Genomic DNA, 14735 nt, shown 5'->3' with positions numbered 1-14735 from the left:
ACGCTCCCCTCCCCCCTCGCGGGGGAGGGGCTGGGGGAGAGGGGGCCTGCTGCACCGCAGCCATTACCACGTCCAGGAAAGCATCGGTGTTGTGCAAGCTTTCATTGTTCCACAACCGCATGACTCGGAATCCCCGAGAATTCAACCACGTATCGCGTCTCTCGTCGACTGCCGACTCATTGTCTTGCCCACCGTCGGCTTCAACGACGATACGGGCAGCGAAATGCACGAAATCCACGACATACGGGCCAATCACTTGCTGACGCCTGAATTTTTCACCGCCCAGCCGATGCCCCCGCAGGTGACGCCACAGCAGGTTTTCGCCTTCGGTTATTTTCTGCCGCAGGGACTTGACGAAGTCGTGTTCGAACATTGCAGCGCTCCCCTCTCCCCAACCCCTCTCCCGCAAGGGGAGAGGGGCGGTCGGGAAAGCCAGCGTTATCACATCACCACGCACACTGCACCCTACAGAACATGCACCCAGCATCAGCCGGACGGCGCACGGCTGCTGCTGCAGCCCCAATCGTAACACTCCCCGCGACGCCGCCTGGCGGTCACAGGATCGGTGTAACCGCTGCCTCCATCTCGGACCGGCTCATGGCGCCAAGTTTGCTGCTGCGTATGTGGCCATCCTTGTCGATGAGCACGGTAAAGGGTAGCCCGGACTTGCTGTTGCCGAGCGAGCGCATCAGCTCGATGCTCTTCCCGCTGCCGCCGATCAGCGAGGTGTAGGTCATGTCGTAGGCTCGCCCGAACTCGCGCAACTGCTCACGCTTGTCGCTGTCCTCGACGGCGATGCCGATGACCACCAACCCGCGCGCGCTGAATCTGGCATGCACATCGGCGAGATCAGGAATCTCCTTGCGACAGGGGCCGCACCAGCGTGCCCAGAAGTTGACGATCAGCGGCTTCCCCTTGAACGACGCCAACGCCACCGGCACCTGATCGAGGTCATGCAAGCTCAGGGCAAACAACGGCGCCGCCGACGGTGGCTCGCCCGCGCCTGCCGAAACGGCGTGCACGGCAAAGAGCAGCGCGGCGAACAGGCTTTTCATCAGCGGGCGGTAGTCACGGCAGATCGCTGCGACGAAAGGTCAGATAACCGACCACTGCCGCCAGCGAACCGATCGCCACCGGGTAGAGCAAGGCATAGAAGCGATAGCCGCTGCTACCGAAGAGATCGAGAATGACGTAGGCCGACGGCCCGAGGACGATCAGCTGCGGGTCGAACATGGCCAGCGAAGCGGTACGAAAAACCTGCAGCGGGTTGAGCAAGGCGATCCCGACGGCGATCTCCGGAGAAACCCGTCCCTGGATCATCACCCCGAGCAGGATCAGGTCGAGGAACAACAGCATGCTCAGCCAGACCATGAACGCCGCGCCCTGCGCCACGTCGGTGCTACGGGCAAGTGTCGAGATCAGCATGCCGATGCCGAGAAAGCACCAGGCGAGTGCCGCCAACAGGCCGGTATAGTAGAAGAACATTCCCCACGGCACCTCGATCTTCTTGAACAGCGCCCACAGCACCGCGCCGAGCATGGCCACGAAGACCGGCAGGAAGATGGTCACGTAGCGCCCGACGATCTTTCCCCAGAACCAGGCGGACAGCGATACCGGTAGGGACAGCAGGTACTCGAAGACCCCCGCCTCGCGGTCGCCGGCTACCGAGCGCACCGTCGTGATCAGGACGAAGATCGGCAGAATGGCCATGGTCAGCTGGATGTAGGTAACCAGCAGGCGCGACAGGCCGATGAAGCCCAGGACGCGCGATTCGGTCAGGCCAAAGGCGAACAACAGCGCGACGATGCCGCCGAAAACCAGGCTGTAGAGCATGAACCAGCGCGCGCGTAAGGATTCGACGATGTCCAGCCGGGCAGTCAGGAGAAGTGGATTCATCACTGCCGCTTCATTTGCCGCGCGCCAGGACGCGCTGTTTCATTTCCTGATACGAGATCGCATCGGCTTCCGGACGCGCGACAGCGGCAAACTGGTAGCCCATCGGGCTCTTCTTTCCTGACAGATAATGGGCCTGGCGGGCATCGATCCAGCCACCCATGCGATAGTCCGCGACCCAAAACTCGGCGTTTGGCGTCTCCTCGTTGAACGGCCTCTGTGCCAACCAGAACAGCGCGCAACCGATGTCGTCGAACTTCCACGGCTTGCCCTGAGGGTCACGGATCTGCGCTGCAAAGTGCTTGTCGCTGATGATCATTCCGCAGCGCGGGTCGGCATCGCGATCCCACTTGACCTGTGCCGGACCGTTGCTCGGCTCGCCGATACAACCAACCAGGGACCAGGCCGCGCCGACACCGAGCAGCGGCCGAAAGCAGGGAGCGAGGGTCGCTGCGGGGAGGACTTCGAGAAAGCGCCGTCGTTTCATTTGACCCAATACCTCACTGCAGGACGACCGCCGGGTCGACTTCGTTCATTTCGATGCGCGACAGTAGGCCGACGTAGCGCGACACCACCCCCATGAAGCGCAGCCGATCAGGCCCGGAGACGGTGCCGTGCCACTCGACGCCATTGCCGCGGTCGGCAAACTGCCAGGCGACGAGGGTCTTGGCGATCGCCGCGTCGGCGCGCGCGAGCGTCAGGTGCACCTGAAACAAGGCCGAGAGTTTGGAATCCTCGGCAACACGGTCGTCAAGAACAATTCTGCCGGTGTCCATTTCAACAACGCGATTGACCAACGGCGCAACCTCGTCGAGGCGGTGGCTGGAAATGATCATCGTCGTCTTCTCCAGTCGCTCGGCGAGCAGGGCAAAGAAGATATGCCGCGCCTCGGGGTCGAGATTGGCCGCCGGCTCGTCCATCACCAGAACCTGCGCATCGCGGCCAAGAGCGATGGCAATCAGCAACTTCTGCTTCATCCCCCCCGACAGGCGGTTGAACGGCCGCGCCAGAATCGGCGCCACGTCCAGCCCGAGGCGCCGCGCAACAGCCAGCATCCGCCCGGCATCGCAGCGGCATACGGCGGCCGCGAAGCTGACCAGTTGCCCGACCGGCATCTTCAGCGGCGGCGGCAACTGCGGCACGAAACCCACCTTGCCGAGAACCTGCGTGCGCTCGCTACGCGGCTCCAGCCCGTCAATCGTCACCTTTCCCTGATGCGTGTACTCGCCCAACAGGCAGCGGATCAGCGTCGTTTTTCCGGCGCCATTCGATCCGATCAGCGCGATCCGCTCGCCGAGTCCGACTTCAAGGTGGACGCTGTCAAGAACACGGTTCTTCTTGAAGTCCTTACCGACATTTTCGAAGCAGATCATTCGCAACCTTGTTCAGAGCAGCTTGCTCAAGCCCTTGACGTCAAAAACCAGCGCCCCGCTCGGGCAAACGTCGACACACAAACCGCAGCGCGTGCAGTCGGGTCCAATCGGGGTGGTCAAGTCGGCGGCCCGACCCTTGATCACCACGTCGAGAACGTGCGGCACCAGGCAGACCTTGCGGCAATCACCTTCGTGAAAGCATTTGTCGAGCCGGTACTCGACACGCACCGGCGACACCGCGCCCACCATACCATAGGTCAAACCGATCGGGCAGACGTAGCGGCACCAGGCACGACGGGAGTAGACCACCTCGAAAACGAGCAGCAGCAGGACCCAGCCCAGCGCCAGCGACGGACCGTAGATCAGCGCGCGCGACAGGATGCCGGTGGGCGAAATGGTTTCGAAGACGGTGTAGCCACTGAGCACTGCCAGTAGGGCAAAGACGACCCATAAGACGGACCGCGTACCACGATGGAACTCGTGATCGCTGACCAGCTTCTTGCTCACCAGTTTGAGATGCAGCCACTCGAACCACTCGGCAAGCAGGTGGTAGGGACAGACCCAGGAGCAGAACGAACGCCCGCCGAGCACTGCCCAGACAACGAAGACAGTCGCCGTACCGATGAACAGATTGACGATGATGTGCTTGTGCGCGAGCATCACCTGCAGTGCCGAGTTGAGGTCGATCAGGTGGAAGCCGACAAAACGCGACGCCGTCAGCGCACCTTCGAGGATCTGGATATCAAGCCAGAACGAGAAGGTAAACAAGAGGTTGACAAGAACCAATACCGCCCACCGCCGGTTGCGCCATTTGTGCGTCACCAGCTCGTGCTCGCGGGCATGCTGCTTGATGGCCTCGAAGTCGGCCTTGGTCATGCGCTTCAGGCTGTGTACCTGTTTCGCTTCCGCTGTCACCAGCGTCGGCTTCTGCGGCGCCGCGCCGAACATCACCCGGATGCGTTCAAACTGGCTCATCACACGCTCCAGGGCTGACGTTGATCGACGACGATCGCTGCCGGCTCGACCGGACAGATCATCTCGCAGACGCCACAGCCGACGCATTGCTCGAGCACCTGCGGCCGGTACTGCTTGCTGCCGTCGGCAGCGATCGACTCCTGCATGCGGATTGCATCCCCGATCGGGCACTCGGTAACACAGAGGTCGCAGAGGTCGCGCTGGTAGGGATGATCGCGCACCGGTATCGGCTTCCAGCGATCGACCGCCACGTAGCGCAGATGCCCGCGGAAATGCGCGCCCCGCGCTTGCCCGGTGAAACCCTTGCCCTGCACCGCCAGGCATGCGTCGGGCCGTGCCAGGCGGGCAACGCCGATGCGCTCGCTGAGGTTCAGCGTCGGTTCGGGATCGTCTTCCTTGGCCTTGAGTACTGGCGCCTGCGCCAGCGGCATGCCGGCGCGAATTTCGAGCGACGGCGGCTTGGTGTAGGTCAGTGAGCCGGTCGGACACGCCAGGATGCACTGCACGGCATCGCAGGAGAAGTCGCAAGCCTGTTTGCGGGCATCGATATAGGGCACGCCAACGCCGAAGCCGTGGTCGATGTCGTCGAGCTTGATCGCCGCCACCGGGCAGACCTGCACACACTGACCGCACTTGATGCATGAGGACAGGAAATCACGCTCCTCCAGCGCGCCGGGCGGCCGCAGACGAGACTTTCTGGCACTGGCGACCGGAACGTAGCCGAGCATCGACAGGCCGAGCACACCGCCAACCATGCACACCGAACGAATGAACTTGCGCCGGTTGGCCTGCTTGCGCACCGGCGCCTTAGTCCGCGTGCTGGCCACCGCAGGCGCGGCTTCCGCAACAGGGGAAACACCTACCGTCTCGGCCGCCTGAGCTCCCGTTTCGTTTTTGTCGTTCATTTGACAGACCTCTTGCTGCTCTCCTGGGGCTTGTTGAACACCGGCTGTTCGTCGCGCAACAGCATCACCGGCGTCGAAAACGGCGCCAGACGTTCGAGAAAATCGAGCATTTCCATCATTGGCGCATTACGGAAGAAACGCGCGTAAGGCACCTCCATCCATAGCTGATCGGTGTAGGCATAAAGCTCATGCGGGCGATCGCCAACGTTGTCCTGGTTGCTGTCGAAACCCTGGTAATCGTCCCAGTAGTTGCCCCGCCACAGATTGCGGTCGGCACTGCCGCTGTCACCCATGGCCACCTGCGTCAGGTTCCCCTCGAAGACGTTGTGCTCGATGATGGTGCCCTTCTTGTCGGACAGAAAGCTGATCGCGATGCCGTTATAGGCAATACGGTTGCCGCGGATGATGATCGTCGTGTCGGGTTCGAAGGGCGACAGGTCAAGGCCGACGCCGACCCCGCAGTAGATGATTTCGTTGCCCTCGACGAGCACCCCCGAGGCTTCCTTGAAGCCAACCGCCATACCGGTGGGGCCATTGGCATGCGAGAAGAAATTGTTGCGAATCGCCCCACCACCGGAATACATCACGTTGACGCCGACGGCGTTGTCGTAGAAGCGGTTGCCTTCGACGATGTTGTCGGCGGCAAACATGAAGTGAAGCGAATAGCGACTCCGGGTGACGACGTTGTTCAGGTAGCGATTTTCGTTCGAGTACCAGGCCACCATGTCACGCGAGTCCGCGATGTTGTTGTCGGCAATCAGGTTGCGATGGCTGTACCACAGGCGCAGGCTGTCACCTCGCGTACCCAGGTCGAATGGCTTCGAGCGGATGCTGTTGCCGCGCACGACGTTGTCGTTCGACATCTTCAGGTCGATCCCGAACAGGCAATCGTCGATACGCAGGTTCTCGACGACATTTCTATCGCCGCGGACATTCAGGCAGGCATCATCCGAATCGTGCGAAACGCCCGAGTTGGTCAAGTGCACACCGCGCAGAACGGCGTTGCTGGCCTGTAGGACAAAGACCGTTCCCTTGCCGCCACCATCGATCGTCACTCTTCCCCCGCCCTCGATGGTCAGCGTCTTGTTGACGACCACCGGGCCGGAGTAGCTACCCGGCTTCAGCGCGAGCACCGACCCCTCGGGTGCGGCGTTGATCAGATCCTGCAGGAACGGCAGCCCGCTCACCCGCGGCTTGGTCGGGATCGGCGCTTGCTCGTTGAGCCCACCCCAGCCAGCGCTGGCCGGCGCTGCCATTCCTCCCAGTCGGGAGTCGACCGGCTCGTCGGCCAGCACGCGCCCGCTACCGACGGTGCCGGTACGGCGCAGCGCGGTCAGCGCGTCTTCTGCGCCACCGGGGGAAGGAAAGACGACCAGAGCAAGCCCGCAGGCCAGTCCGGCCGCGAGCAGGCGGCCAAGCATGTCCTTACTCCGCCGATCCCTCGCGCATCTGCTTGCGCCGGATCAGCAAGGCCAGCAACAGGCAAACCATCACGCCGAGCAGCAGCCCATAGCCCCAATAGGGGTACGAATAGGTCGAGAATTGCGCCACCTTGCCCTCGCCAAAGACGGTCGGCATGAACGGCTTGACCGTGAACGCGCCCCAAGGGTGCATGTTATGGCCGAAGAACCACAGCCAGCCCGCGTAGGTGATGACGAAGAAAACCGGCAGCATGGCTGGCACCAGAGCCAGCACCAGGGAAAAAGAAGGAATGCGGGCGACGCCGGCAAGGACCACCAGCATGGCGACCAGCGTTCCGGCAATCACCACGTGTGATATGCTGGTGACGTTTTCACCCCATCCCCTGATCTTTTCGGGCTCGTTGAAAAAGGTCGCCGTTTCGCTGACATAGTGCTGGACATGGGCCGCGAGGCCGCCCATCACGTACTGGTCAACCACCATCCAGCCGGCAACCGCGGCAAAGCCGACCGAGAGCACCAACAGACGAGGTTTGCGTCGCGGCACCATGAAGCCCAACAGCATCACCGTAAAGAAGCCGAAGAAGAACTTCGCCAGGGGCTTCTCGACGGGCGCGCCGGTGGCGATCGGGAACATGCCGACGTAGTGATTGATGGTGTTCATCTCGTGCACACAGTCGAGGCCTTCGGCGCCCTTGTTAAGGTCCTTGTTCTTGTCGGTGATCGGGTTGTAGCGCTCGTCATCGTGCGAAAGATCCTTCTGGATGATCTCGCTGGCCATGCGCGTCCCCTTACCGGCCGCCTTGCAGCCGTTGAAGACGCCATTGAAGTGGAAATGGATGCGGATGCCATCGGGGAAGGCATCCGGCGGGTAGTTCGGTGCGGTCAGCGAGACCCACCAGATCGGCGCAAAAAAAGCGGCGATCATCAAGGCCATGGCGACCATGGTAAGGGTAGCAACGATGAAGTTCTGCTTGCTGGGTGCTGCGGCTGACATTGTTCAATCCTCGTTCAGAGCGCTTGTGCCGTACGCTACCGGCCGCGCCGGTGACCATCCTCGCCGTAGGGCGGCGGCCTGCAGAATATTATTCATTACTTATGCTTGCCGGGAACTAAAGCCCGCCGCAGAACCTGCGGGCGGGCTTTGGCAGCGACAGGACGCGCTCGTTTTCTACTGGCGAAACCCGGGGGCTTACTTGGCCTTCGCCTTCGGCTTGCACATGTTGCCAGGCATGACCAGGCTGGACTGATAGGCCGAGATGGCGACCAACTGTTTGTCGTCATACTTCTTGATGATCTTGACCATGTCCGGGTTGGCATTGCGGCGGTGGCCATCGCGGATCTCGGTCATCTGGCGCAGCAGGTACTTGTAGTGCTGGCCGGCGATCACCGGGTAGAACTTCTCCTTGACGCCCTGTCCGTTCAGCCCGTGACACTCCTTGCATTCATTCTCGTAGAGCTTCTTGCCGGTCGCCAACTGGATCGACGCGTCAACCCCCTCGTACTTGCCGTGGTCGACGGGAATACACAGCGATTCGATATAGGTCGCCACATCTGCCAGTTCCTGTGGATCGACCAGCGTCGCGGCAAACGGATACATCGTCGGGTTATCGCGCAGACCGGAGCGGATGTCGGCCATCTGTTTGATCAGCACCGTCGTGTGCTGGCCTGCCAGCTGCGGGAAGGTGCCATCGGGACGACCAGCACCAGACGGCAGGTGGCAGGCGCCGCAGACCTCGTAGCCCTCCTCGCCGCGCGTCTTGTCGCCCTTGAGTTTCAGGGCCTCCATCTTCTCGCCCTCCTGGGCGTTCCATTTGTACGACTTATCCTCGATGCCGTGCGCCTTGGGTGGCGGTGGACCAGCATGCGCAGCGCCTGCCGCGATCATCGCCAGCGAAACGGCCAGAATCAATTTCTTCATTGCTCACTCCCTCGTGTTTGAGAAACCACAGCTACCAATCTAACAAGCAGCCCGACGTTTGGCGTTGATACTCATCAAGTCATGCGCGCGACGCGCGGCAAGCTCACCTGCCCGGCAGCCTTCAGCCCCTGTCGGCGATGACCTCCCGGCAAGGCTCAGGGCTTGAGCTTCGAGAGGTAGTCAGCCAGCACCGTGATCTGGGCATCGCTGACCAGTGGCATGACGCCTTTCATCGCTGCCGTGTTGCCGTTGGCACGCGCGCCACTCTTGATATCCAGCATCTGCCTTTCGAGATACTTGGCATTCTGTCCGGCGATCTTCGGATAATCAGGCATCAACGTCTTGTTGCCTGCCGCGCCGTGACACGCAGCGCAGGTTTTCTCCGCATACAGCTTGGCGCCGTCTTCAGCAGCCAGAACCGGCGCGGTCGCCAGCGTCGTCATCGCCACAACAGCCATCAGCTTCTTCATGTTTATTTCCTTTTCATAAGAAAACGGGGAACGGAGTCACTCCGCTCCCCGCTGTATTGCCTTACGTCAGATCAGAAAAGCTTATTTGACCGGCTTGGCGCCGTTCTGCTCAAGATAAGTCTTGGCACGCAGGCCGAGGTCGGCGGCTTTGACCTGGTACTGCCAGATCTGCTCGGTCCACAAAGCTGCGTTGTTCCAGTCCTTTTTACCGGCGGCTTCGTCGGCCTTGGCTTTTGCGTCCTTGATCTTGCCCAACTGGTCGACTGCGTCGTCCATCATGGCAACCACATCCGGGAAGTCCTTGTAGTTGACACCAGTGATGTAGCCAACCACCGAGTCGATCACCACCTGCGTATCGACGACCTTCTTCAACTGCGCCTTGTAGTCGGCTTCGCTGTAGTTGGTGCCGGCAGTCATCGCCGTCTTGGTCGGCTTCCAGCCCTTCGGCTTGACCAGCAGGTAGCCCTGCATCTCCAGGTGCAGCGCCGAGCAGAATTCCGTGCAGTAGTACGGATAGACGCCTTCCTTATCAGCCTTGAACTTGACCTGAATGGTCTTGCCCGGTTCGATCGAAGCGTGCACGTTGTAGGTCGACACCGCAAAACCGTGCGTTTCGTCCTGTGCCCGCTCGAGGTTGGTCAGGTTGATGATGATTTCGTCACCCACTTCCGCCTCGATCGTTTCCGGCGTGATGTGCGAACGGATCAGCGTGCCGAAGACTTCGACCTTGTTGCCGGTCCTGACGGTTTTCTCCTCACCCGCCCGGACAGCACCGGCATGCCTCTTGTCGGTCCGACTGTCGGTACCCACCTTGTAGCGAACGCCAGGCTTCAGCTTGTTGGCTTCGATGGCGACCACGTAGTGCGGCTCGCCCAGGGGCACGGGCATGTCGTACAGCAGCTGCATCTTGTCATCGCTGATATCGATCAACTGGTGGTTCTGCGGATGCAGCGGACCAACGGGGGCAAAGCGGTCGATCGACAATTTGTTCAGCGCCACCAGGTAGCGACCCTTGGGACTCATGGAATCGCCTTCCATGGTCATCAGGTGGCCGATGTTGTAGTGCACGCTGATCTTGTCGAGCACCTTGCCTTCGCAGTAGTCCCACTTGGCAACCTGCGAGTCGACATACAGCGAAGTGTAGGCCACGCAAGGCTTGGCGTCGTACTGAGTATGCAGCGGGCCAAGGCCGAGCTGGACCTGCGTATGCAGCGCGTCCTTCATGTTGATCACCGGCAGGCCGTAGGGATCTTTCGATTCGAACTTGCCGGCCTTGATCGCCGCCATGATTTTGTCGAAGGAATAGACCGAGACGTGGGTATCGAGCTTGCCGGAAACCGTGATCAGCTTACCGTCCGGGGTGACGTCGACGCCGTGTGGCGACTTGGGTTCCGGAACCAGGAAGACGATCCCTTCCTTGATCGAAACGTCCAGCGGCAGCACGTTGTGGCCGTTGATCTTCTTGGCCTTGCCGGCAGCGACCAGTTCGGCGGCTTTCTTCCAGTTGATCACGTGCATGTAGTCGGTATCCTTGGCCGAGCAACCCGCTTCATACGGGGGGCGACCTTTTTCGATACCACCGACGTAACGCTCGGTACAGAAGGAATTGGTAAACGACCAGCCGTCAGACGGCCCCTTGCCGGCATCCGACAAGTCCTGGCTGTACGGCGGCAGTTCGATCGAGAACGACTGCGACGGGTCGATCCGGCCGGCCTTGCGGTCGAATTTCCAGTAGGTGACACCACCGCGGTACTTCTCGTTGAACTCTTCGAGCGGCTCGAACTTCTTGTTCGCCAGCGGCGTCGCGTACTGCGCGGCTTCGATCACGTACTCGGTGTTCGGGGTGACGAAGGCACCGCCATGCTCGGACTTATAGATCGGGTTGACGACGATCTGTTTGGTCTCGAAATCACGCAGGTCGATCACCGCCAGACGCGGGTTGGCCTTGTCGTTGATGAACAGGAACTGGCCGTCGTACTGACCCTGAGTCTCCGACATCGCCGGATGGTGCGTGTCGCCCCAGGTAATGTCCTTGCCGTCGATCTTGCCCTGCGCCAGAACGGCTTTCGAGCTTTCGTCGAAGCCATAGCCTTGCCAGGGTTCCGGGGTAAACACGCCGATGTACTTGAGAATACGCATCGACGGAATGCCATAGACGAGGACCTGCCCCGACTGCCCTCCCGACGAGAAAGCGATGAACTCGTCGCGCTTCCCGGTCGGCACGTAGGTCTTGGCGGCCGCCAGCAGATCCTGCTGCGAAAGGCTTCGGCGCTTCATGACATCCTGCAGCGACTCGGCAGCATACGCGCTACCGGCAGCTGCAACGCCGAATCCTGCGGCAAGCAGCATCGACGCGACCTGCTTTGTTCGAAATTTCATCTTCTCTCTCCCTTTGATCAATTGGCGGCTACCGATGCCATCTCCATTGCCCGATGACCTGACGCCACTGCGGCAATATGTCGCACATTGTGCGGACAAGCGCTGCGCGATAATTTGAGTTGTATCAAGTTTCGCCAAGCCGCCGCTTTGGGCCATCGCCGTCGCGCTCCGGCACCATTGATCGCGGCGGCCGTCGGCGTCAGCCTTGTCGCCCGAAAAAAACGCTGTGCGCGGGAGATAATGGTCGCCCCACGGCCCCCTCCACCGACCCGACCTTGCTTGTCATGACCAAGAACCTTCTGCTTGACGCCGCCATTCTGCTGGGACTTGCCGCGCTCGGTGTGGTCGTCTACAAACTGGCGCCGCTGCTCAATCCACGAGCCGATATCGCGCTACCGCTGTCGAGCTGCGACCTCGGCCAGCAGACCTGTATGGCGACCTTGCCCGACGGTGGCCAGCTCGAGTTTTCGATCGAACCGCGGCCGATTCCCGCGCTCAAGCCGCTACAGTTGCAGGCCACGTTCACCGGCAGCGACGTGCGCAAGGTCGAAGTCGACTTCGCCGGCAGCGAAATGAAGATGGGCTATAACCGACCGCTGCTGAAGAGACAGGCCGGCGCCAACAGCCGATTCTCGGGACAGGCGAGCCTGCCCGTGTGCATTACCGGGACCATGGAATGGGATGCCACGGTGATCGTCGACACTGGCAAGGCGTCGGTAGCCGTACCTTTCCGCTTCGTCACCGGCAGGTAAACCCAGGCTGAGGCGGCGGGTTCACGCCAGCGCTGGCAGCCCTGGAAGGAAGTCGCATTGACCAGCACTGCCAGGGCATCACGGGCTCGCCAAGGACAACAGCGGCTTGGGCAACGGGGGGTTGATGGCCGACGAGATGGAAGAGATTGACCAGCAGGACCTCTTCAAGCTCAGGCCGACTGACGATGCGAGCACAGAGAGCGCCGCGAGAGCGGCATTTCCTGGAGTCGTCCACGTGACCCGGCGCGCGGGCCAGGGCCTATTGGAGACCTTTGAGAAAGGCCGCACGCTCCGGCCCGGAATCGATCTGCTCGGCGAGCTTTCGGTAAAGTTCCCTGACGTCACCTGATGTGCTTGCGGCGCGCTTGACCAGCACCTTGGCGAGCGGACCGACATACTGTGCGAGGCGCTTCTCGGCCGCGACAAGTGTTTCTGCATCGAACACCGCCGTCGGTCGCGACGGATTGCTTTCGGGCGGCCTGGTTGGCGCTGGCGGGATTGAGGCTGACGGCGATGACTTCTCCAGGCGCTCGATGCGTTTAAGGAAGTCGGAACGCTCGATGCCTTCCGGAATATTGTCGGCAAGTTCCAGATTGAACGCCTCGACGCTGGTGGCGTGCATCGCGCTCTTGCGCACCAGAAGCCTGGCCAGCGGGCCGATCGACTTGACCAGCGAGGACTCGATCTCTGCCAGCATTTCCGGGGGCAGCGTCATCGACTGCGACCCGGGCATGGAGCTGCTGCCGGAATTGCCGGCTGTGCCGTCGTGAGCTGCCGGCCTGGACGGGGTTGTGGGCCCGGCGTAGCTGCCAGCGGGCTGCGCAGTTCCAGCCACTACCGGTTTGCTCTTGACGAAGGCCGCCATCAAAGCGCTGGCGAAGTCGCGCGCGGTCTGAAAGCGCTCATCCGGCTCTTTCGCCAGCGCCCTCGCCAACAGCCCGTCAAAGACCGCCGGCACATCGGGCACGATTGAGGATGGCGGCGCCGGATCCAGGTGCAGGACATTGTGCATCACCGCAACAGGCGTCTCGGCGACAAAGGGGGCATGCCCGGTGAGTAGTTCGTAGAGGATGACCCCGGCCGCCCACAGGTCGGCGCGGCCATCGATGGGCAGGCCCAGCAGTTGCTCGGGAGAGATATGCGTCATCGTTCCCACTACCGTGCCCACCTGCGTAAGCGACGAGTTCTCGATCCTGGCGATGCCGAAGTCCATCACCTTGATCTTCATGCCGCTGAGCACCATCAGGTTGGTGGGCTTGATGTCACGGTGCACGACGCCGTGCTTGTGTGAATAGTCGAGCGCAGAGAGCAGTTGCTTGATCACCTCGAAGACATCGATCAGCTCGAAGCGCCCGCGTTTGCGCATAAGGTGGCGTAAATCATGTCCCCGCACGTACTCCATGACGATGAAGGCCATCGTCTCGTCCTCGCCAAACTCGTACACGCCAACGATCCCGGGATGTTGGAGCCTGCCGCCGGCCTGCGCCTCGTGCTTGAAGCGCGCTACCGCAGCCGCCGATTCCACGTTCGCCAGGTACTCGGCGAGAATCGTCTTGATCGCAACCGGACGCTGGATGACCGGGTCGAAACCCTCGTAGACGGTCCCCATTGCGCCCTTGCCGAGTTCGCTACGGATTTCGTATTTGCCGATGCGTTCCGGGAGGGTCATGAGCTACGCTCTCCTCGCTCAGAGGCCATGAGTCACTTTACCGCGCAACCGATGCGCTTTGTCGCCCACTGGCCAACGCCTCACCCGCCCAGGCGGGATGTCGCATCGGCCGCTGCCCGGGCCAGGGGAAGAACGCCCTCCCCGCTGTTCCGCATCAAGCGCTGCTGGTAACGACTTGCTCACTGGCTGTCAGGACTCGATCAACTTGATCGCCTTTTCCAGACTGCGGCGCATGCGATTGAAGGAGCTCGCGAGCACGCCGATCTCGTCGCCGCCGCTGGCTGGGAACTCCGGCACTTCGAAGTCACCGGTAGAGACCTTGTCCGCCGCCGCCGACATCCGCGAGATGGGCTGGATGATCAGGGACGAAAGCATGATGTTCAGGACGACGAAGGTGGCGAGGAAGATGCCCCCGAGCGAGAGCATGAAAGTCTTGAAGGTGTGCTGCGCATTGGCCAGTGGTAACGACATCGGCACCGAGACGACCTGCGCGCCGACGGTCTCCATGTGCTTCCAGCCGAAGCCGTTGCTGTCACCGTAGATCTTGATCATCGACGGCGGTGCCGCGGCGGGAACGCTGTGGCAAGCCAGACAGGCGGGGTCGCTGATGGTGATCGGCCGCGCGATGTAGAGCATGCGGCCCGTCGGTGTTTCACGCTCGCCGACGAGTTCTTTGACACTTTCATCGCCGCGAAACTTCTGCACGATGTCGCTCTCCCAGTCGGCCGCGCGGTCGCGCGGGTTGGTCGGGTTGAGCGTCGCCTCCTTGTAGCGAAAGTCCGGATATTTGGCATGCAGGTTGTTGAAGATCTCCGTCGCCGCGTAGGCCGGCACGGTCTGCGGCAGGAACGTCGTTGCCAGTTGCGCGACCAGGAGCGGTTTCACCTGCTTGACCGTGTAGCCACGCACCGAGAGCGCCGACTCCATCATCAGGCCGGCGTTACGCAGCGTCTCCTGCTTGGCGTTCTCGTCGAGCAAAC

Annotated in this window: 15 protein-coding genes; 1 reads left to right on the top strand and 14 read right to left on the bottom strand. The window is 61.6% G+C overall.

The annotated features are described in order from the left end of the window. From RUW20_RS21120 to nosZ, 12 genes are all read right to left on the bottom strand, one after another. A partial coding sequence (locus tag RUW20_RS21120; protein ID WP_313954191.1) for an endonuclease domain-containing protein occupies positions 1-373 on the bottom strand: 373 nt, incomplete at its 3' end. A 181-nt stretch (positions 374-554) separates the two neighbouring features. Then, positions 555-1055, bottom strand: coding sequence for a TlpA disulfide reductase family protein (locus RUW20_RS21115; RefSeq protein WP_313954190.1), 501 nt, complete (start codon positions 1053-1055; stop codon positions 555-557). Between the two features lie 13 nt (positions 1056-1068). Further along, complete coding sequence (locus tag RUW20_RS21110; RefSeq protein ID WP_313954189.1) at positions 1069-1896, bottom strand: ABC transporter permease subunit; 828 nt, start codon at positions 1894-1896, stop codon at positions 1069-1071. A 10-nt stretch (positions 1897-1906) separates the two neighbouring features. Beyond that, positions 1907-2380, bottom strand: coding sequence for a nitrous oxide reductase accessory protein NosL (locus RUW20_RS21105; RefSeq protein ID WP_313954188.1), 474 nt, complete (start codon positions 2378-2380; stop codon positions 1907-1909). Between the two features lie 13 nt (positions 2381-2393). Beyond that, entirely contained in the window at positions 2394-3266 is an 873-nt protein-coding gene (locus RUW20_RS21100) for an ABC transporter ATP-binding protein (RefSeq protein ID WP_313954187.1), read from the bottom strand. Positions 3267-3278: 12 nt separating this feature from the next. Then, positions 3279-4241: a NapH/MauN family ferredoxin-type protein gene (locus RUW20_RS21095; RefSeq protein WP_313954186.1), complete on the bottom strand. Its 963-nt coding sequence runs from the start codon at positions 4239-4241 to the stop codon at positions 3279-3281. Next, positions 4241-5146 carry a 4Fe-4S dicluster domain-containing protein gene (locus RUW20_RS21090; protein WP_313954185.1) on the bottom strand — a complete coding sequence of 302 codons (906 nt, stop codon included), beginning with the start codon at positions 5144-5146 and terminating at the stop codon, positions 4241-4243. The genes RUW20_RS21095 and RUW20_RS21090 overlap by 1 nt, the downstream gene beginning before the upstream one ends. Further along, positions 5143-6567, bottom strand: a complete 1425-nt coding sequence (nosD, locus tag RUW20_RS21085) for a nitrous oxide reductase family maturation protein NosD (RefSeq protein ID WP_313954184.1) — start codon at positions 6565-6567, stop codon at positions 5143-5145. The genes RUW20_RS21090 and nosD overlap by 4 nt, the downstream gene beginning before the upstream one ends. A gap of 4 nt (positions 6568-6571) precedes the next feature. Further along, on the bottom strand, positions 6572-7561 hold the full coding sequence (locus RUW20_RS21080; protein ID WP_313954183.1) for a hypothetical protein: 990 nt from the start codon (positions 7559-7561) through the stop codon (positions 6572-6574). Positions 7562-7756: 195 nt separating this feature from the next. Then, entirely contained in the window at positions 7757-8485 is a 729-nt protein-coding gene (locus tag RUW20_RS21075) for a c-type cytochrome (protein ID WP_313954182.1), read from the bottom strand. Positions 8486-8640: 155 nt separating this feature from the next. Further along, positions 8641-8955, bottom strand: a complete 315-nt coding sequence (locus RUW20_RS21070) for a c-type cytochrome (protein ID WP_313954181.1) — start codon at positions 8953-8955, stop codon at positions 8641-8643. An 81-nt stretch (positions 8956-9036) separates the two neighbouring features. Then, the gene (gene nosZ, locus RUW20_RS21065; protein WP_313954180.1) at positions 9037-11334 is read right to left on the bottom strand and encodes a Sec-dependent nitrous-oxide reductase; all 2298 of its coding nucleotides are present in this window, start codon (positions 11332-11334) and stop codon (positions 9037-9039) included. Between the two features lie 284 nt (positions 11335-11618). Between nosZ and RUW20_RS21060 the strand changes: the two genes are divergently transcribed. Next, complete coding sequence (locus RUW20_RS21060; RefSeq protein ID WP_313954179.1) at positions 11619-12086, top strand: hypothetical protein; 468 nt, start codon at positions 11619-11621, stop codon at positions 12084-12086. Between the two features lie 259 nt (positions 12087-12345). On the opposite strand, the gene RUW20_RS21055 is transcribed toward RUW20_RS21060, so the two are convergent. Next, entirely contained in the window at positions 12346-13755 is a 1410-nt protein-coding gene (locus RUW20_RS21055) for a serine/threonine-protein kinase (RefSeq protein ID WP_313954178.1), read from the bottom strand. A 189-nt stretch (positions 13756-13944) separates the two neighbouring features. Then, the coding region (locus RUW20_RS21050; RefSeq protein ID WP_313954177.1) for a DUF3365 domain-containing protein at positions 13945-14735 on the bottom strand (791 nt) is incomplete at its 5' end.

The organism is Accumulibacter sp., assembly GCF_032229525.1.
GTDB lineage: Bacteria > Pseudomonadota > Gammaproteobacteria > Burkholderiales > Rhodocyclaceae > Accumulibacter.
This window is presented reverse-complemented; position numbering and strand designations above follow the sequence as displayed.

Bases quoted from the DNA above. Each gene is read 5' to 3' on its own strand.
- RUW20_RS21115 (WP_313954190.1), bottom strand. From the start codon at position 1,055: ATGAAAAGCCTGTTCGCCGCGCTGCTCTTTGCCGTGCACGCCGTTTCG.
- RUW20_RS21110 (WP_313954189.1), bottom strand. From the start codon at position 1,896: ATGAATCCACTTCTCCTGACTGCCCGGCTGGACATCGTCGAATCCTTA.
- RUW20_RS21105 (WP_313954188.1), bottom strand. From the start codon at position 2,380: ATGAAACGACGGCGCTTTCTCGAAGTCCTCCCCGCAGCGACCCTCGCT.
- RUW20_RS21100 (WP_313954187.1), bottom strand. From the start codon at position 3,266: ATGATCTGCTTCGAAAATGTCGGTAAGGACTTCAAGAAGAACCGTGTT.
- RUW20_RS21095 (WP_313954186.1), bottom strand. From the start codon at position 4,241: ATGAGCCAGTTTGAACGCATCCGGGTGATGTTCGGCGCGGCGCCGCAG.
- RUW20_RS21090 (WP_313954185.1), bottom strand. From the start codon at position 5,146: ATGAACGACAAAAACGAAACGGGAGCTCAGGCGGCCGAGACGGTAGGT.
- nosD (WP_313954184.1), bottom strand. From the start codon at position 6,567: ATGCTTGGCCGCCTGCTCGCGGCCGGACTGGCCTGCGGGCTTGCTCTG.
- RUW20_RS21080 (WP_313954183.1), bottom strand. From the start codon at position 7,561: ATGTCAGCCGCAGCACCCAGCAAGCAGAACTTCATCGTTGCTACCCTT.
- RUW20_RS21075 (WP_313954182.1), bottom strand. From the start codon at position 8,485: ATGAAGAAATTGATTCTGGCCGTTTCGCTGGCGATGATCGCGGCAGGC.
- RUW20_RS21070 (WP_313954181.1), bottom strand. From the start codon at position 8,955: ATGAAGAAGCTGATGGCTGTTGTGGCGATGACGACGCTGGCGACCGCG.
- nosZ (WP_313954180.1), bottom strand. From the start codon at position 11,334: ATGAAATTTCGAACAAAGCAGGTCGCGTCGATGCTGCTTGCCGCAGGA.
- RUW20_RS21060 (WP_313954179.1), top strand. From the start codon at position 11,619: ATGACCAAGAACCTTCTGCTTGACGCCGCCATTCTGCTGGGACTTGCC.
- RUW20_RS21055 (WP_313954178.1), bottom strand. From the start codon at position 13,755: ATGACCCTCCCGGAACGCATCGGCAAATACGAAATCCGTAGCGAACTC.